Raw genomic sequence first — 15,748 nt, forward strand, 5'->3', positions numbered from 1 at the left:
CGACAATGACCCGGTGAACGACCACCTCGCCGCATTCGCCGCCCTCCGCACCGCCGAGGGCAGCGCCCTCCTCGAAACGGTCCGCGACACCGACCCCGCCGACGAACTCGCCGTCGCCACCCGGCTGCGCCGCGAGCACCCCGCCGAGCTGGTGTCGGCGGCCCTCGGGCAGGCGCGGCTGCGGCAGCGGGCGGTGGCGAAGTTCGGGGCGGCGGACGCGGGGCGGATGTTCTTCACGCCGAACGGGGTGGAGCAGTCGACGCGGGCGAGCGTGGCGACGCATCGCGCCGAGTGCTTCGAGGCGCTCGGGGTGCGGTCCGTCGCCGACCTGTGCTGCGGGATCGGCGGCGACGCGATCGCCATGGCCCGCGCCGGGATCCGGGTACTGGCCGTCGACCGGGACCCGCTGACCTGCGCGGTGGCCCGCGCCAACGCCGAGGCGCTCGGGCTCGCCGACCTGATCGAGGTGCGCGAGGCGGATGTGACGGAGGTCGACACGGCCGGGTACGACGCCGTGTTCGTCGACCCGGCCAGGCGTTCCTCCAGGCGCGGCCGGATCTTCGACCCGGAGGCCTACTCCCCGCCCCTGTCCTGGGCCGTCTCCGCCGCGCGCAGCGCCCCGCTCGGCGTGCTGAAGATCGCGCCCGGCATCCCGCACGAGGCGATCCCCGAGGAGGCGACGGCCGAGTGGGTCTCGGACGGCGGGGACGTCAAGGAAGCCATGCTGTGGTTCGGCCCGAACGAGACGCCGGGCGCGCGGCGGGCGACCCTGCTGCCCGCCGAGGCCGGCATCTACGTCACCCCCGCCACCATGCTCCCGGACCCCGAGGTCCGTCCGGTCGGGCGGTACTTGTACGAGCCGGACGGCGCCGTCATCCGCGCCCACCTGGTCGCCCAGGTCGCCGAGGAGCTGGAGGGCGGACTGATCGACCCGACCATCGCCTACGTCACCGCCGACGAACTGCACAACACGCCGTACGCCAGCGCGTACGAGATCACCGATCAGCTCCCGTTCAACATCAAAAAGTTGAAGGCGCTGCTTCGGCAGCGGGAGGTGGGTGTCCTCACCGTCAAGAAGCGCGGCTCGGCCGTCGAGCCGGAGGAGCTGCGGAAGAAGGTCAAGCCGCAGGGGCCGGGGTCGTCGACGGTGTTCCTGACCCGGGTGGCGGGGGCGCCGACGATGCTGGTCGGGCGGCCCGCGTAGTCATCACATCGCCCCGTCCGCCCTCTTGAGCAGCATCTCCCGCTCCCGCTCGTTACGGGTCAGCCCCGCCGCGCGCTCGAACTCCGCCCGCGCCTCCACCGTACGGCCGAGACGCAGCAGTAGATCGCCGCGCACGCTCGGCAGCAAGTGGTAGTCCCGCAGGGCCGGTTCGGCGGCGATCGCGTCCACGATCTCCAGGGCGGGCTCCGGGCCGTCGGCCATCGACACGGCGACCGCGCGGTTCAACTCGACGACCGGGGAAGGGGCTCGGGCGGCGAGGAGGCCGTACAGCGTCGCGATGGCCTTCCAGTCGGTCTCCTCGTAGGTGTACGCGTGCGCGTGGCAGGCGGCGATCGCGGCCTGGAGGACGTACGGGCCGGGGGCGCCCGTGGCCGTGGCGTCCGCGCGGGACAGGGCCGTGATGCCGCGGGCGATGAGCATGCGATTCCAGCGGCTGCGGTTCTGGTCCTTCAGGAGCACCTGTTCGCCGGACGGGCCGGTGCGGGCGGCCGTGCGGGACGCCTGGAACTCGAGGAGGGAGGCGAGGCCGTGCACCTCCGGCTCCTTCGGCATCAGGCCCGAGAGGAGGCGGGCCAGGCGCAGCGCGTCCTCGCACAGCGCCGGGCGCAGCAGGTCGTCGCCCGCCGTCGCCGCGTAACCTTCGTTGAAGATCAGGTAGATGACGTCCAGGACCGAGCCGAGGCGGGCCTCGCGGTCGGGGCCGTACGGGACCTCGAAGGCGACGTTCTTGGTCGCGAGGGTGCGCTTGGCTCGGACGATGCGCTGGGCGACCGTGGCTTCCGGGACGAGGAAGGCCCGGGCGATCTCCGGGGTCGCGAGGCCGCCGAGGAGACGCAGGGTGAGGGCGATGCGGGCCTGCGGCGACAGGACCGGATGGCAGGTGGTGAAGACCAGGCGGAGCAGGTCGTCGTCGATGTCCTCGGGGTCGGACGGCTCCTCCGGCGGTGCCGTCGTCTCCAGGTCGCGGCCGATCTCCGCGAGCTTGCGGGCGTAGTTCTCGCGACGCCGGACCAGGTCCACGGCACGGTGCTTGGCGGCGGCCATGAGCCAGGCCCCGGGGTTGTCCGGGACACCGTCTCGGGGCCACTGCTCCAGCGCGGCGACCAGCGCGTCCTGCGCGAGCTCCTCGGCGATGCCGACGTCGCGGACGATGCGGGTGACGGTGGCGATGACGCGCGGGGACTCGATCCGGAAGACGGTCTCGACGGTTCCGCGCGGGTCGGTGGTGGGCCGTGGGTCGGCGGTGGGCTGTGGTTCCACAACCCACCATCAGACACCCGTACGGCGATGGAGCCAAGGAACCGGCTCAGCCCGCCACGATCTCCCGCACCTCGCAGGTCATGGTCCAGTGCTCCTCATGGATCTTGAGGAACCGCTTGGTCCACTCGATCGCCTCGGCCCGGTCCTTGCACTGCAGCAGCGCATAGCCGCCGATGACCTCCTTGGCCTCGGTGAACGGCCCGTCGGTCACGGACAGCTGCCCGCCCTCGTAGTGCACCCGGGAGCCCTCGGCTGTCGGGGTCAGTCCGGCGGTGTCGAGCAGGACGCCCGCCTTCGTCATCTCCTCGATCAGCTCGCCCATCCGCTGCATCAGCGCCTCGCTGGGTCCCTGGGCGGCGGCGGACTCGTCTACGCGGATCATGGAGAGATAGCGCGGCATGGTGACTCCTGTGGTTCGGCGACCGGGTCGTTCCCGGCCTCTCACCACTGCGTCGAACGGCGGACCGCCGGATCGACACGCGCCCCGGTTTTTTTTCGCGGACTTCTTCCTCACCGCAACGACGCCCACAGCTTCCCCGCCTCCGGCTCCTGGGCCACCACCCGGTTGCGGTCCGACGCCGCAGGCACCACCGGCAGCGTCACCGTCCGCACCGCCTCCGCCGACAGCCCCCGCAGGCTGCGGCCCAGGCCCATCAGCTCGCTCAGCGAGTCCAGGCCGGTGTCGGTGGTCAGACCGGCCGTCATCGCGTCGGCGACCCGGTAGAGCCGGGCGGGGTCGGTGAGGAGGGACGTGGCGGCGACCTGGTCCAGCAGGGCCTTCACCAGTTTCTGCTGGAGGCCTATGCGGCCCAGGTCGCTGCCGTCGCCGATGCCGTGCCGGGTGCGGGCCAGGGCGAGGGCCTGCTCGCCGTCGAGGTGGTGGGTGCCGGCGGCGAGGGTGAGGTGGCTGTCCTCGTCGTCTATGTCCTCGTCCGTCGTGACGGTGACGCCGCCGAGAGCGTCGACCAGCTGGGCGAAGCCGGAGAAGTCGATCTCGATGTAGTGGTCCATACGGATGCCGGTCATGGACTCGACGGTCTTGACCGCGCACACGGGGCCGCCGACCGCGTACGCGCTGTTGAACATCGAGCTGTACGACACCCCGGTCGAACCGCCCGACGGCAGCGGGCAGGACGGGCGGGTGACCAGGGTGTCGCGCGGGATGCTGACGAACGTCGCCCCGGTGCGGCCGGCGTCGATGTGCACCACCATCGCGGTGTCCGAGCGGGCCCCGCCCCCGGCGCTGCCGCCGCCCAGCTCGTGGTTCTCCTCGCCGGCGCGCGAGTCCGAGCCCAGGACCAGGATGTTGAGCGAGCCCGTGGGCAGGGGGGATGCCGAGGGCGACGGGGTGGTCATCGCCCTGGGCGGGCGGTTGTCGCCGAGCGCGCTGTCGATGTCGACGCTCTTGATGTTGTCGTTGAGATGCCAGTAGACCCAGCCCGCCGCGGCGACGGCCAGGGCCAGGGTGGCCGCGAGGACGAGGCCGGCGGCCTTGAGCGCTGTCGGCCGCCGGCCCGGGTGTCTGCCGTCGTCCCCGTCCGTGTCCCGTCCGTTCTCGCCAAGTCCCGTCACAGGCAGGAACGTACGTCCGAATCATTACGGGCGAGGACGCCGGAACCGCTTTTCTTCGGAAATTCTCAGACTTCCCGGCCGACGCCTCACCCCAGGGCCACCACGGGCACCGGATTGCTCCCGCTCCACGACCCGTTGAACCCAAAGGTCACCGAACCGCCGTCGGGAACTGTCCCGTTGTACGAGGCGTTGGAACAGATGACAGCCGCCCCCGACTGTGTACAACTCGCGTTCCATGCCTGGGTGATCCGCTGACCGGCACCGAAGGTCCAGCCCACCTTCCAGGACGACAGTGCCGCGCCCGAGCAGGAGACCCGGACCTGCCCGGTGAAGCCGGTGTTCCACTCGCTGGTGACGCTGTAGGCCGCCGTGCACGCGTCCGTGGGCGGCGGGGTGGTCGTGCCGCCGCCCAGCGACTCGGCGATCGCGTGGTACGCCGGTTTCGGCGCGTAGTTCTCGTCGTACGGCGTCGCCGCGCCCTGCCCCGGGAAGGTGGACGGAATCCAGGAGTCGGAGTCGGTGAAGCCCCAGACCGTGACTCCGGCGCACCGGGACACGGCCAGGCAGGCGTTCATGACGGCCTTGTAGTCGGCGGCCTGCTGGGTCAGCTTCGCTCTGTCCGAGGGCAGTTGCATACGGATGTCCAGCTCGGTGATCGCCACGTCGACGCCGAGATCGGCGAACCGCTGGATGTTCTGCTGCATGCTCGACGGGACCTGGCCGAGGATGAGGTGGGCCTGGAGCCCCACCCCGTCGATCGGTACGCCCCGCTCCTTCAGCGACTTGACCAGGTTGTACAGGGCGGTGCTCTTCGCGTTCACGCCCTCGACGTTGTAGTCGTTGATGTACAGCTTGGCGCTCGGGTCGGCGGTGCGGGCCGCGGTCAGGGCCTGGGCGATGTAGTCGGCGCCGAGGCCGTTGTACCAGAGGGTCTGGCGGTAGGTGCCGTCCTCATTGAAGGGTTCGTTCACCACGTCCCAGGTCGCCAGCCGGCCCTTGTAACGGCCGACTTCGAGCGCGATGTGGTCGTTCATCAGCCCGCCCAGCTCGGCCGGCGTCCAGTTGCCGTTCGTCAGCCATCCCGGGTTCTGGCTGTGCCAGACCAGGGTGTGGCCGCGCACCTGCTGGCCGTGCGCCTCGGCGAAGGCGACGATCTGGTCGGCCTCGGCCCAGTTGAAGCTGCCGCGTGTGGGCTCGACCGAGCCCCATTTCATGGCGTTGCCGGGGGTCAGCGCGCTGAACTCCCGTGCCGTGATGTCGCCGTAGGTGCCGGTGAGCTTGGATCCGGTGACGGCCGTGCCCATGACCTTGCCCTTGGCGGCGGCGAGGTCGCGCAGCGGCGGGTCGGCGGCGTACACCGCGGGCGCGGTGAACAGCGCCGCCACGCAGGTGCCAAGTACAGCCAGGGATAAGCCGGTTCTCAGAGATCTCAGCGTTCTCATGTGCGGGCGCCTCCGAAAGTTTCGGTCGAACATCCGACTGGCTTCGGTGCAGTGTGAAGCGGCACGCAACACCCGTCAATACAGCAACAGCCCTCTCCCGCTAAACCGCCGGAGGCACCCCGGTACTGCTGCGCACCACCAGACTCGTCGCCAGCTCCACCCGCGTCGCCACCGGCGCCCCCTCCTCCCGCGCCAGATCGAGCACCAGCTTCGCCGCCGCCTCCGCCATCTCCGTCAGCGGCTGCCGCACGGTCGTCAGCGGCGGCCCCACCCAGCGCGCGATCGGCAGATCGTCGAAGCCGACCACGCTCACGTCCTCCGGGATCCGCAGCCCCAGCTCGCGCGCGGCCTCGTACAGCCCGAGCGCCTGGAGGTCGTTGCCGGCGAAGACGGCGGTCGGCCGGTCCGGGCGGCGCAGCAGCTCGAGGCCCTGCCGGTACCCGGTCTCGTGATGGAAGTCGCCGGGCCGGATCAGCCCGGGGTCGACCGGCAGCCCGGCCGTCTCCAGTGCCGCTCGATAGCCGTCGATGCGGGCGCGGCTGCACATCATCCGGGACGGCCCGGTGATCGCGCCGATCCTGCGGTGGCCGAGCTCGACCAGATGCCGGGTGGCTGCGAGCCCGCCCTGCCAGTTGGTCGCGCCGATGGACGGCACGTCGGCGCCCGGGTCGCCCGCCGGGTCCATCACCACGAACGGGATCGAACGGCTGGTGAGCAGGGCGCGCTGGGACTCGTCGAGGCCGGACAGTACGAGGACCACGCCGTGCGGACGCCGGGCGGCGACCTGGTCGGCCCAGGTCCGCCCGGGGGTCAGCCGCCCCGCGCTCTCGCTCAGCACCACACTCAGCCCCGAGTCCCGGGCGACGTTCTCCACACCCCGGATGACCTCCATCGCCCACGCGCTCTCCAGCTCGTGGAAGACCAGGTCGATCAGGGGCGAACGGCTGGCCTCGGCCCGCCGTCGGCGGTAGCCGTGGGCGCGCAGCAGTTCCTCGACCCGGCTGCGGGTGGCCGGGGCGACATCGGCACGTCCGTTCAGGACCTTCGAAACAGTCGGCGCCGAAACACCGGCCTCGCGGGCGATCTCGGCGAGCGTCGCGGTCTGGGTGGACCGGCCGGCCGTCGGCGCCGTAGTCGTGGTCGTCCGGGTTTCCGACTGTGTCTTCCGGGTTTCACCCGGCGACGTCCGGGTTTCAGCGGGTTCACGGGCAGTCATGGCGGCGATCGTATCCCTGCGCGACCTCTTGACGAACCCTTCTCACCACACCTAGGTTCCGGAACATTCGAGGTGAACAACGAAACATTCGCGAGTCGAGTGGGCCATCGCCCCGACAGGAGCTTCCGACAGGAGTTTCATGACCACCGCCCCCTGGCGCGACCCCTCCCTGCCCGCCGCCGCCCGCGTCGACGACCTCCTCTCCCGGATGACCTTGGAGGAGAAGACCGCCCAGCTGTACGGCGTATGGGTGGGCGCCGCCACGGAGGGCGAGGCACGGACCGACGGAGTCGCCCCGCACCAGCACGACATGACCGCCGACTACGACTGGAACGAGCTGATCACCCTCGGCCTCGGCCAGCTCACCCGCTCCTTCGGCACCGCCCCCGTCGACCCGGCGCTGGGCGCGCAGGCACTGGCCCGCGCCCAGCGCCGTATCGCGGAGGCGGGCCGCTTCGGCATCCCGGCAGTGGCCCATGAGGAGTGCCTGGCGGGCTTCACGGCGTGGCAGGCCACGGCCTACCCGGTCCCGCTGGCCTGGGGAGCCACCTTCGACCCCGGGCTCATCGAGGAGATGGCCCACCGCATCGGCGAGGACCTGCGCTCGGCCGGCATCCACCAGGGCCTGGCCCCCGTCCTGGACGTCGTACGCGATCCGCGCTGGGGCCGCGTCGAGGAGACCATCGGCGAGGACCCGTACCTGACCGGCACGATCGGCACGGCGTACGTACGGGGCCTGGAGTCGGCCGGCGTCATCGCGACGCTCAAGCACTTCGCCGGGTACGCGTCCTCGGCGGGCGCACGGAACCTGGCACCGGTACGGGCCGGTGTCCGGGAGCTCGCGGACGTGACGCTGCCTCCCTTCGAGATGGCGCTGCGCGAGGGCGGGGCGCGGTCGGTGATGGCGGCGTACAACGAGACGGACGGGGTACCGGCGTCGGCGGACCCGGCCCTGCTGACCGAACTCCTGCGCACGGAGTGGGGTTTCACGGGCACGGTGGTCGCCGACTACTTCGGCATCGGCTTCCTGGAGACCCTGCACCGGGTGGCGGGCAGCCCGGCACAGGCGGCGCATGTGGCACTGGCGGCGGGCATCGACGTAGAGCTCCCCACCATCAAGTGCTACGGAAAACCGCTGGTCGAAGCCGTCCGGGCAGGCGAGATCCCGGAGGACCTGGTGGACCGGGCGACCAGCCGAGTCCTGCGCCAGAAGTGCGAACTGGGCCTCCTGGACGAGGACTGGACCCCGGAGCCGCCGACCGGGTCTCGGATCGACCTGGACTCCCCGGCGAACCGCGTGCTGGCCCGCAGGGTGGCCGAGGAGTCGGTGGTGCTGCTGGACAACCAGGCCGACACGCTTCCCCTGCCCCCCGACGCCCGCATCGCCGTGGTGGGCCCGCGCGCGGCGGACGCCCTGGCGATGCTCGGCTGCTACTCCTTCCCGTCCCACGTCCTCACGCACCACCCAGAGGTGCCGATGGGCATCGAGATCCCCACGATCCTGGAGTCCCTGCGCGCCGAACTCCCCGACGCCAAGGTGACCTTCGCGGAGGGCTGCGACGTCCTGGACCCCGACACGTCCGGCTTCGATGAGGCGGTGGCTCGGGCGTCGGAGGCGGACGTCTGCCTGGCGGTACTGGGCGACCGTGCGGGCCTGTTCGGCCGTGGCACCTCGGGCGAGGGCTGCGACGTCACGGACCTCCGCCTGCCCGGCGCCCAGGCCGACCTGCTGGACGCGCTGGTGGCGACGGGCGTCCCGGTGGTCCTGGTGTTGCTGACCGGCCGCCCCTACGCCCTGGGCCGCTGGCAGGGACGGCTGGCGGCGGCCGTTCAGGCGTTCTTCCCCGGCGAGGAGGGCGGCCCGGCGGTGGCGGGAGTGCTGTCGGGCCGCGTGAACCCGTCGGGCCGACTACCGGTGAGCGTGCCGCGGGTGCCGGGCGGCCAGCCATGGACGTACCTTCAGCCGCCGCTGGGCCTGGCGGGCGAGGTCAGCAATCTGGACCCGACGCCGTTGTACGCATTCGGCCACGGGCGGTCGTACACGAAGTTCACCTGGACCGACTTCCAGGGCACGGCACCGAAGATCACGACAGAGGGCACGTACGACCTCTCCCTCACCGTCCGCAACACGGGCGAGCGGGCGGGCGCGGAGGTCGTCCAGCTGTACCTGCACGACCCGGTGGCGTCGGTGACCCGGCCGGACGTCCGCCTGATCGGCTATCAGCGGGTGGAGCTGGAAGCGGGCGAGGCGCGACAGGTGACGTTCCGCTTCCATGCGGACCTGTCGGGGTTCACGGACCGCTCGGGGCGGAAGGTGGTCGAACCCGGGGTGCTGGAGCTGCGGTTGGGCGCGTCCAGCGCGGACGTACGGCACGCCGCGCGGCTGGAACTCACCGGTGCTGTACGGGAGTTGGGCGTGGACCGGCGACTGCGGTGCGAGTCGGAGGTGCGGGCGTCGTCGGGCTGACTACCTCACGCCGCTCAAGCCCCCTCGATCCCCACCGACTCGAACCGCCACCGATGCACCGCCCGAGTGACCAACTCCCCCTCCGGTTCGGGCAGTTCCGGCAGTTCGGCGTCGAGCTCCGCATCCCACCACGTGATCACCAGCACCCGGTCCCCCGCAGCCCGCAACGTCTCCCGGCGCAGCGGCCGTACCGCCAACTCCTGCCCCCGGGCCCACGCGAGGAGTTCCTCGCCCCGGCCCGGAACCGCCCGTGCCTCCCACATCAACGCGATCGTCACGAGTACAGGTTCTCCTTGCTGACCTCGTGCACATGGTCGTGGGAGTGGTCGGTGCCCGGCACATGGGGGTCCGTCACCGGCAGGGAGGAGTCGGCCGACAGGTCCCAGCTGGACGCGGCGCGGTTGCGGGCGACCATCTCGGCGCCCAGGGCCGCCACCATCGCGCCGTTGTCGGTGCACAACTTCGGGCGGGGTACGCGGAGTCGGATGCCGGCCGCCTCGCAGCGCTCCTGGGCCATGGCCCGGAGGCGGGTGTTCGCGGCCACTCCGCCGCCGATCATCAGGTGGTCGACGCCCTCGTCCTTGCAGGCGCGGACGGCCTTGCGGGTCAGGACATCCACGACCGCCTCCTGGAAGGAGGCCGCCACATCACGCACCGGTACCTCCTCGCCCGCGGCCCGCTTGGCCTCGATCCAGCGGGCCACCGACGTCTTCAGGCCCGAGAAGGAGAAGTCGTACGCCGGGTCGCGCGGGCCCGTCAGTCCGCGGGGGAAGGCGATCGCGTCCGGGTCGCCCTCGCGGGCGTAGCGGTCGATGACCGGGCCGCCGGGGAATCCGAGGTTCAGCACACGGGCGATCTTGTCGAAGGCCTCGCCGGCCGCGTCGTCGATGGTGGCGCCGAGCGGTCGTACGTCCGAGGTGATGTCCGTGGACAGGAGCAGCGACGAGTGGCCGCCGGACACCAGCAGCGCCATCGTCGGCTCCGGCAGCGCGCCGTGCTCCAGCTGGTCCACGCAGATGTGGGAGGCGAGGTGGTTGACGCCGTAGAGCGGCTTGCCCAGCGCGTAGGCGTATGCCTTCGCCGCCGATACGCCCACCAGGAGGGCACCGGCGAGCCCGGGACCGGCGGTGACGGCGATCCCGTCCAGGTCCCTCGCACTCACCCCCGCCTCCTTCAGCGCGCGGTCGATGGTCGGGACCATCGCCTCCAGGTGGGCCCGGGAGGCGACCTCCGGCACGACGCCGCCGAAGCGGGCGTGCTCGTCGACGCTGGAGGCGACGGCGTCGGCGAGCAGGGTGGTGCCGCGGACGATGCCGACACCGGTCTCGTCACAGGAGGTCTCGATGCCGAGGACGAGGGGTTCGTCGCGCGAGTCAGCCATTGATCTCGGTTCCTTGTACGGAGTTCTCGGGGGTGGTCAGTCGCATCACCAGGGCGTCCACGTTCCCCGGCTGGTAGTAGCCGCGCCGGAAGCCGATGGCCTCGAAGCCGAAGCGCTCGTAGAGCTTCTGCGCGCGGACGTTGTCCACACGGCACTCCAGCATCACCTCGGCGCACTCGAAGTCGGTCGCGGCGCGCAGCAGTTCGGTGAGGAGACGGGCGCCGAGCCCCGTGCCCCAGTGGTCGCGGGCGACGGCGATGGTCTGGATGTCGGCGAGGTCCCCGGCGGAGGCGAGGCCGGCGTAGCCCACGACCCGCTCGGGCCCCTCGGCGACGACATAGCGCCGGGTCGCCTCGGGCCCGCGCGCGTGGGCCAGCTCGGACCAGAACATGCCCCGGGACCAGGCGTCCTCGGGGAACAGGTCCTTCTCCAGCTCCAGCACGCGGTCGATGTCCCACCAGCGCATCTCGCGCAGCACCACGGTCGGCTGTGTCACTTGGGGGTGACCACCTTGTAGTTCTTGGGGACCTGGGCGTCGGGGCGGCGCAGATACAGCGGCCGGGGGGCCGGGAGTTCCTCGCCCGCCGCCAGCTTCTCGGCGGCCAGTGCCGCGAGCGCCGCCGCCGACACGTGCTCGGGCTCATGGGCTCTGGGGAAGGTCTCGGGGTAGAGCAGCGCGCCCGCGCCGACGGCCGGCAGTCCGGCGACCCGGTCGGCGATGTCGGCGGGCCGGTCCACGGCCGGGTCGGTCAGCCGGGTGCGGGAGTCGGCGTACCGCGCCCAGTAGACCTCCTTGCGCCGGGCGTCGGTCGCGACGACGAACGGGCCCTTCTCGATGTCGGCCGCGTAGGCGAGGCCGTCCAGCGTGCACAGGCCGTGCACGGGGATGCCGAGGGCGAGTCCGAAGGTGTCGGCGGTCATCAGGCCGACGCGCAGCCCGGTGTAGGGGCCGGGTCCGATGCCCACGACGATGCCGGTGACGGCGTCGAGTTCGAGTCCGGCCTCGGCGAGGACGCGGTCGACGGCCGGCAGCAGCAGCTCGCCGTGCCGGCGCGCGTCCACCTGGCTCGAGGAGGCGATGACGTCCGTGCCGTCGTGCAGCGCGACGGTGACGGCGGGGGTGGCGGTATCCAGAGCGAGCAAGAGCACGCAAACAGCCTACGGCGCCCGCGCCCCGGGAAGCGCCGCCCCGGCCCGGCGCCCGACGGCTGCTACGGTCGCACTGGATCACCAGGTACGACGCGAACGCTGAGGTGGACGACGGTGGCAGGCAGCAGCTCCGGGATCGTGGTGGGGCTGACCACGGCCGCCCTCGCGACCGTGGGCTTCCTCGCCTTCCAGGCCTCGGCGACCGTCCCGGCCGAGCTGAGCAAGCCGCGCGCCGACCGCTCACCCGCGGTGAGTACGTCCAAGGCGCCCCGCGACAAGAAGGACCCGGACGCGCTGCCCTCCGGGTCCGGCACCGGGCGACGGGTCGTGTACTCCCTGGACGACGACCGGGTGTGGCTGGTCGACACGGACGGCGAGGTCAAGCGGACGTACCGCGTCTCCCCCGGATCGGTCGACCCCCTGCCGGGCGCGTACGCGGTCTCGTCCCGGTCCAACGCGGTCACCGGCACCGACGGCATGCCCGTCGAGCATGTCGTCCGCTTCGCCACGGTGGACGGCGTCACCATCGGCTTCAGCACCGCAGTCAAGGGCGCCACGGCGAACCCCGACCCGACCGTGAAGACGGGCGGCATCCGCGAGTCGAGTGCGAACGGCAACGCGATGTGGGACTTCGCGACGGTCGGCCGTCCGGTGATCGTGATCCGCTAGGCGGCTTCGCGGTGCCTCGTCACCGGCCGCTCGGCTTCCGGCTCGCGCGGCGGCGTCGAGATCGCCTTCGCGGCGGCACCGGCCGCCAGGAGATCCCGCATGGACACCCCGGCGACCGCTCGGGGCCGCGGCTGGACAGGGTTCTGTGTGTGCTCCGATGCCGACATGGACGCCTCCTGGGAGCCGGGGGCGGGCGTAGTTAGGTAGACCTAACTACGGACTGGGTACCATGTGACCACGCACGACACCGCGAACGCAATATCTTCCCGACGCCTTGTCGGAATGTTCAGGCCGAAAGCACGGTGAGGTCGGCCGTCTCCCAACGCTCCCCGAGCCCGCTCACGGTGACATGCCGTACCTCGTCCGTCGTGTCCCCGACGGCCCGGTGGATGACGAGCTGCAACCGCTCCTCGGTCAGCTCCTCGACCTTGCCCTCGCCCCACTCCACGACGATCACCGATTCGGGCAGCGAGACATCGAGGTCGAGGTCCTCCATCTCGTCGAGGCCGCCGGACAGCCGGTAGGCGTCGACGTGGACGAGCGGCGGGCCGTCACCGAGGGACGGGTGGACACGGGCGATCACGAAGGTGGGGGAGGTGACCGCGCCCCTGACCCCCAGCCCCTCGCCGAGCCCGCGCGTCAGGGTCGTCTTGCCCGCGCCGAGCTCCCCGCTGAGCATCACCAGGTCGCCCGCGCGCAGCAGCTTGGCGAGTCGGCGGCCCAGCTCCCGCATCTGGTCGGGAGAGGTGACGGTCAGCTGAAGGTCACCCGCGTTGTGCGGTGCTGCTGGTGCTTCCATAGCCACTAACCGTAGCTCCTGCGGGCACGGCACCCGCCCGGGTGAGGAGGTCGGCCATACGGTCGGTGACGACCTCCGGATGCTCCAGCATCACCAGGTGCCCGGCGTCCGGCACGAGCACCAGCTCGGCGTCCGGCAGCAGGTCGGCGATGGCCTCGCTGTGCTCACTCGGCGTGACCAGGTCGCCCACACCGGCCAGGACGAGCACCGGCATGTCAGTGAAGAGGGCGAGCGCCTCGGTCTTGTCGTGGTCGGCGAAGGCCGGGTAGAACTCCGCGACCACGTCGATCGGCGTCCCCTCGATCATCCGCTCGGCGAACCGGGCGACGGCCGGGTCGACGTCCCGGGACGAGAACGAGTACCGCTTGATGATCCCGGCGAACAGATCGGCGGTGGCCCGCCGCCCCTTCTCCACCAGCTCGGCCCGCTGCCCCAGCGCCTTGAGCACGCCCGGCAGCACCCGCCGCACCGCGTTCACTCCCGCGACGGGCAGCCCGAAGTTGACCTCGCCGAGCTTCCCGGACGACGTACCGACGAAGGCGGTGGCGACGACCCGGTCGCGGATCAGGTCCGGGAACTGGTCGGCCAGCGCCATCACGGTCATCCCGCCCATGGAGTGCCCGACCAGCGCGAGCGGCCCCTCGGGAGCCGCCGCGTCGATGACGGCCTTCAGATCCCGCCCGAGCTGCTCGATGTCGACATGCTTGCCTTCCTCCGTCTGGGCGACGCCGCGCCCCGAGCGGCCGTGGCTGCGCTGGTCCCAGTGCACGGTGCGTACGACGCCCCGCAGGGCCGCCCGCTGGAAGTGCCAGGAGTCCTGGCTCAGGCAGTAGCCATGGCTGAAGACGACGGTGACGGGGGCCGGCGCCTTGCGGCCGAAGAGCCGTCGCCGGCGCGGGGTGAGGGCGGGAGCGGCCTCGGGGTCGATGTCGTCGACCTCGTAGTACAGCTCGGTGCCGTCGTCGGAGTACGCCTTGCCGGGAGTGCCGCGCAACGAGCCGTACGGTCCCGCCGAGTCGAGGGCGAGTCTGGCCTTCTGCCGCATGCCGCGGCCCACTGTCATCCGCTCTATGGCGACGCCCGCGGCCGCGCCCGCCGCGATCACGCCTATCGCCGCACCGGCGATGCCGGTCGCCCTGCGCCAGTTCGCGGCCGCCCCCGTGGCGGAGGCGACGGCCGCGACGGCCTCCGCACTGCTCTCGCTCACGTACCGCTCCTCTTCGCTGGGTGGTGCCATGGGTCCGGAGGTGCCCCGCTACCGGTTACCCGTCTCGTTCCTCATTCACATAACCGCATGCGGACGAACACATCACATTGCCCGCGTCACATGGCCACGTCACGAAGACGCATCACATGCACGGGCCACATCACACCGAGGCACTCTCATGGACGTAGACGCGTGGAACGCGCGTTCCGATCCGGGTGACGATTTCGTACGCGATCGTCCCCGCCGCCTGTGCCCAGTCCTCGGCGGTGGGCTCACCGTGGTCGCCGGGCCCGAACAGCACGGCCTGCGCGCCCGCCTCCGGCTCGTCCCCGCCCAGGTCGACGACGAACTGGTCCATCGCGATCCGCCCGGCGACCGTCCGCCACTTGCCGCCGACCAGCACGGGCCCCGCGCCGGAGGCGTGCCGCGGGATGCCGTCCGCGTAGCCGAGGGGGACGAGGCCGAGGGTGGTCTCGCCCGGGGTGATGTACCGATGGCCGTAGCTCACGCCATGGCCGCCCGGCACCTGCTTGACCAGGGCGATCGACGCCGAGAGCGTCATCACGGGCCGCAGCCCGAAGTCGGCGGGGCCGCCCAGCTCGGGGCTGGGTGAGATGCCGTAGGTCGCGATGCCGGTGCGCACCAGGTCGAAGTGGCTCTGCGGGAGGGTGAGCGTGGCCGGCGAGTTGGCAACGTGCCGCACCTCGGGCCGGGCGCCGCGCTCCTCGGCGTAGGCCACCATCCCCTGGAAGCAGGTGAGCTGGGCGGCGATGGAGGGATGCCCGGGCTCGTCGGCGCAGGCGAAGTGCGACCAGAGCCCGGTGATCCGGATCAGCCCCTCGGCCTCGGCGCGCAGGGCCTCACGGATCAGCTCGGCCCAGTCGTCACCCGGCTGGCAGCCGCCGCGGCCGAGCCCGGTGTCGGCCTTGAGGTGCACGCGAGCGGGGGCGCCGGCCTGCCTGGCGGCCGCGGTGACCTCGCGCAGGGCCCACATCCCGCTGACGGAGACGTCGAGGTCGGCCTCGATCGCCTCCCGCCAGGGCCCGCCCGGCGTCCACAGCCAGCACATGATCCGCATACCGCGCAGCCCGGCGGCCCGCAGCACGAGGGCCTCCTCCGGCGTCGCCGTACCCAGCCAGGTCGCGCCCGCCTCGACGGCCGCGCGGGCACACGGCACCGCCCCGTGGCCGTACGCGTCCGACTTGACGACGGCCATCAGGGCCGCGCCCGGCGCGAGGGCACGCAGGGTCCGCACATTGGCCCGCAGGGCGGCCAGATCGATCTCGGCGCGGGCCCGCAGGGGCGCGGTCCGCAGGGCTGTTGTCTCTGTCATCGCGCCCCCAGTGTCTCAGAGGGGTCCG

General features: G+C 71.9%; 16 protein-coding genes. 3 read left to right on the top strand and 13 right to left on the bottom strand.

What is annotated here, in order from left to right; all coding sequences use genetic code 11:
* The first annotated feature begins 13 nt into the window (after positions 1–13).
* Complete coding sequence (locus IE325_RS26455) at positions 14–1,204, top strand: class I SAM-dependent methyltransferase (RefSeq protein ID WP_190072553.1); 1,191 nt, start codon at positions 14–16, stop codon at positions 1,202–1,204.
* Positions 1,205–1,207: 3 nt separating this feature from the next.
* Here IE325_RS26455 and IE325_RS26460 read toward each other — a convergent pair whose 3' ends face one another.
* From IE325_RS26460 to IE325_RS26480, 5 genes are all read right to left on the bottom strand, one after another.
* Positions 1,208–2,485 (bottom strand): RNA polymerase sigma factor, encoded by a 1,278-nt coding sequence (locus tag IE325_RS26460; RefSeq protein WP_190072554.1) that lies wholly within the window; start codon positions 2,483–2,485, stop codon positions 1,208–1,210.
* 46 nt (positions 2,486–2,531) lie between these two features.
* Positions 2,532–2,885 (bottom strand): YciI family protein, encoded by a 354-nt coding sequence (locus IE325_RS26465; RefSeq protein ID WP_190072555.1) that lies wholly within the window; start codon positions 2,883–2,885, stop codon positions 2,532–2,534.
* Positions 2,886–2,995: 110 nt separating this feature from the next.
* Positions 2,996–4,057 (bottom strand): LCP family protein, encoded by a 1,062-nt coding sequence (locus IE325_RS26470; protein ID WP_229912044.1) that lies wholly within the window; start codon positions 4,055–4,057, stop codon positions 2,996–2,998.
* Positions 4,058–4,143: 86 nt separating this feature from the next.
* On the bottom strand, positions 4,144–5,499 hold the full coding sequence (locus IE325_RS26475) for a glycoside hydrolase family 10 protein (RefSeq protein WP_190072556.1): 1,356 nt from the start codon (positions 5,497–5,499) through the stop codon (positions 4,144–4,146).
* A gap of 100 nt (positions 5,500–5,599) precedes the next feature.
* Positions 5,600–6,715, bottom strand: coding sequence for a LacI family DNA-binding transcriptional regulator (locus tag IE325_RS26480; RefSeq protein WP_190072557.1), 1,116 nt, complete (start codon positions 6,713–6,715; stop codon positions 5,600–5,602).
* 139 nt (positions 6,716–6,854) lie between these two features.
* On the opposite strand from IE325_RS26480, the gene IE325_RS26485 reads away from it, so the two are divergent.
* Positions 6,855–9,182 (top strand): beta-xylosidase/alpha-l-arabinosidase, encoded by a 2,328-nt coding sequence (locus IE325_RS26485; protein WP_190072558.1) that lies wholly within the window; start codon positions 6,855–6,857, stop codon positions 9,180–9,182.
* Positions 9,183–9,196: 14 nt separating this feature from the next.
* On the opposite strand, the gene IE325_RS26490 is transcribed toward IE325_RS26485, so the two are convergent.
* The 4 genes from IE325_RS26490 to tsaB are packed head-to-tail and all read right to left on the bottom strand — an operon-like array spanning position 9,197 to position 11,712.
* The gene (locus IE325_RS26490) at positions 9,197–9,460 is read right to left on the bottom strand and encodes a hypothetical protein (RefSeq protein WP_190072559.1); all 264 of its coding nucleotides are present in this window, start codon (positions 9,458–9,460) and stop codon (positions 9,197–9,199) included.
* Complete coding sequence (gene tsaD, locus IE325_RS26495; RefSeq protein ID WP_190072560.1) at positions 9,457–10,563, bottom strand: tRNA (adenosine(37)-N6)-threonylcarbamoyltransferase complex transferase subunit TsaD; 1,107 nt, start codon at positions 10,561–10,563, stop codon at positions 9,457–9,459. Before tsaD ends, IE325_RS26490 begins: the two co-directional genes overlap by 4 nt.
* On the bottom strand, positions 10,556–11,029 hold the full coding sequence (gene rimI, locus IE325_RS26500; protein WP_373315222.1) for a ribosomal protein S18-alanine N-acetyltransferase: 474 nt from the start codon (positions 11,027–11,029) through the stop codon (positions 10,556–10,558). Before rimI ends, tsaD begins: the two co-directional genes overlap by 8 nt.
* Positions 11,030–11,055: 26 nt before the next feature.
* On the bottom strand, positions 11,056–11,712 hold the full coding sequence (gene tsaB, locus IE325_RS26505) for a tRNA (adenosine(37)-N6)-threonylcarbamoyltransferase complex dimerization subunit type 1 TsaB (RefSeq protein ID WP_190072562.1): 657 nt from the start codon (positions 11,710–11,712) through the stop codon (positions 11,056–11,058).
* Positions 11,713–11,826: 114 nt separating this feature from the next.
* Between tsaB and IE325_RS26510 the strand changes: the two genes are divergently transcribed.
* The gene (locus tag IE325_RS26510) at positions 11,827–12,381 is read left to right on the top strand and encodes a hypothetical protein (RefSeq protein WP_190072563.1); all 555 of its coding nucleotides are present in this window, start codon (positions 11,827–11,829) and stop codon (positions 12,379–12,381) included.
* Here IE325_RS26510 and IE325_RS26515 read toward each other — a convergent pair.
* The 4 genes from IE325_RS26515 to alr form a co-directional block, all read right to left on the bottom strand.
* The gene (locus IE325_RS26515; RefSeq protein WP_190072564.1) at positions 12,378–12,548 is read right to left on the bottom strand and encodes a hypothetical protein; all 171 of its coding nucleotides are present in this window, start codon (positions 12,546–12,548) and stop codon (positions 12,378–12,380) included. The two genes, IE325_RS26510 and IE325_RS26515, sit on opposite strands and share 4 nt — an antisense overlap.
* A 119-nt stretch (positions 12,549–12,667) precedes the next feature.
* Positions 12,668–13,180: a tRNA (adenosine(37)-N6)-threonylcarbamoyltransferase complex ATPase subunit type 1 TsaE gene (gene tsaE, locus IE325_RS26520; protein ID WP_190072565.1), complete on the bottom strand. Its 513-nt coding sequence runs from the start codon at positions 13,178–13,180 to the stop codon at positions 12,668–12,670.
* Positions 13,146–14,387 carry an alpha/beta fold hydrolase gene (locus IE325_RS26525; protein WP_190072566.1) on the bottom strand — a complete coding sequence of 414 codons (1,242 nt, stop codon included), beginning with the start codon at positions 14,385–14,387 and terminating at the stop codon, positions 13,146–13,148. The genes tsaE and IE325_RS26525 overlap by 35 nt, the downstream gene beginning before the upstream one ends.
* Before the next feature lie 160 nt (positions 14,388–14,547).
* The gene (gene alr, locus IE325_RS26530) at positions 14,548–15,720 is read right to left on the bottom strand and encodes an alanine racemase (protein ID WP_190072567.1); all 1,173 of its coding nucleotides are present in this window, start codon (positions 15,718–15,720) and stop codon (positions 14,548–14,550) included.
* Positions 15,721–15,748: the final 28 nt, after the last annotated feature.

The organism is Streptomyces lanatus (assembly GCF_014655715.1).
In the GTDB taxonomy this organism is placed as follows: domain Bacteria; phylum Actinomycetota; class Actinomycetes; order Streptomycetales; family Streptomycetaceae; genus Streptomyces; species Streptomyces lanatus.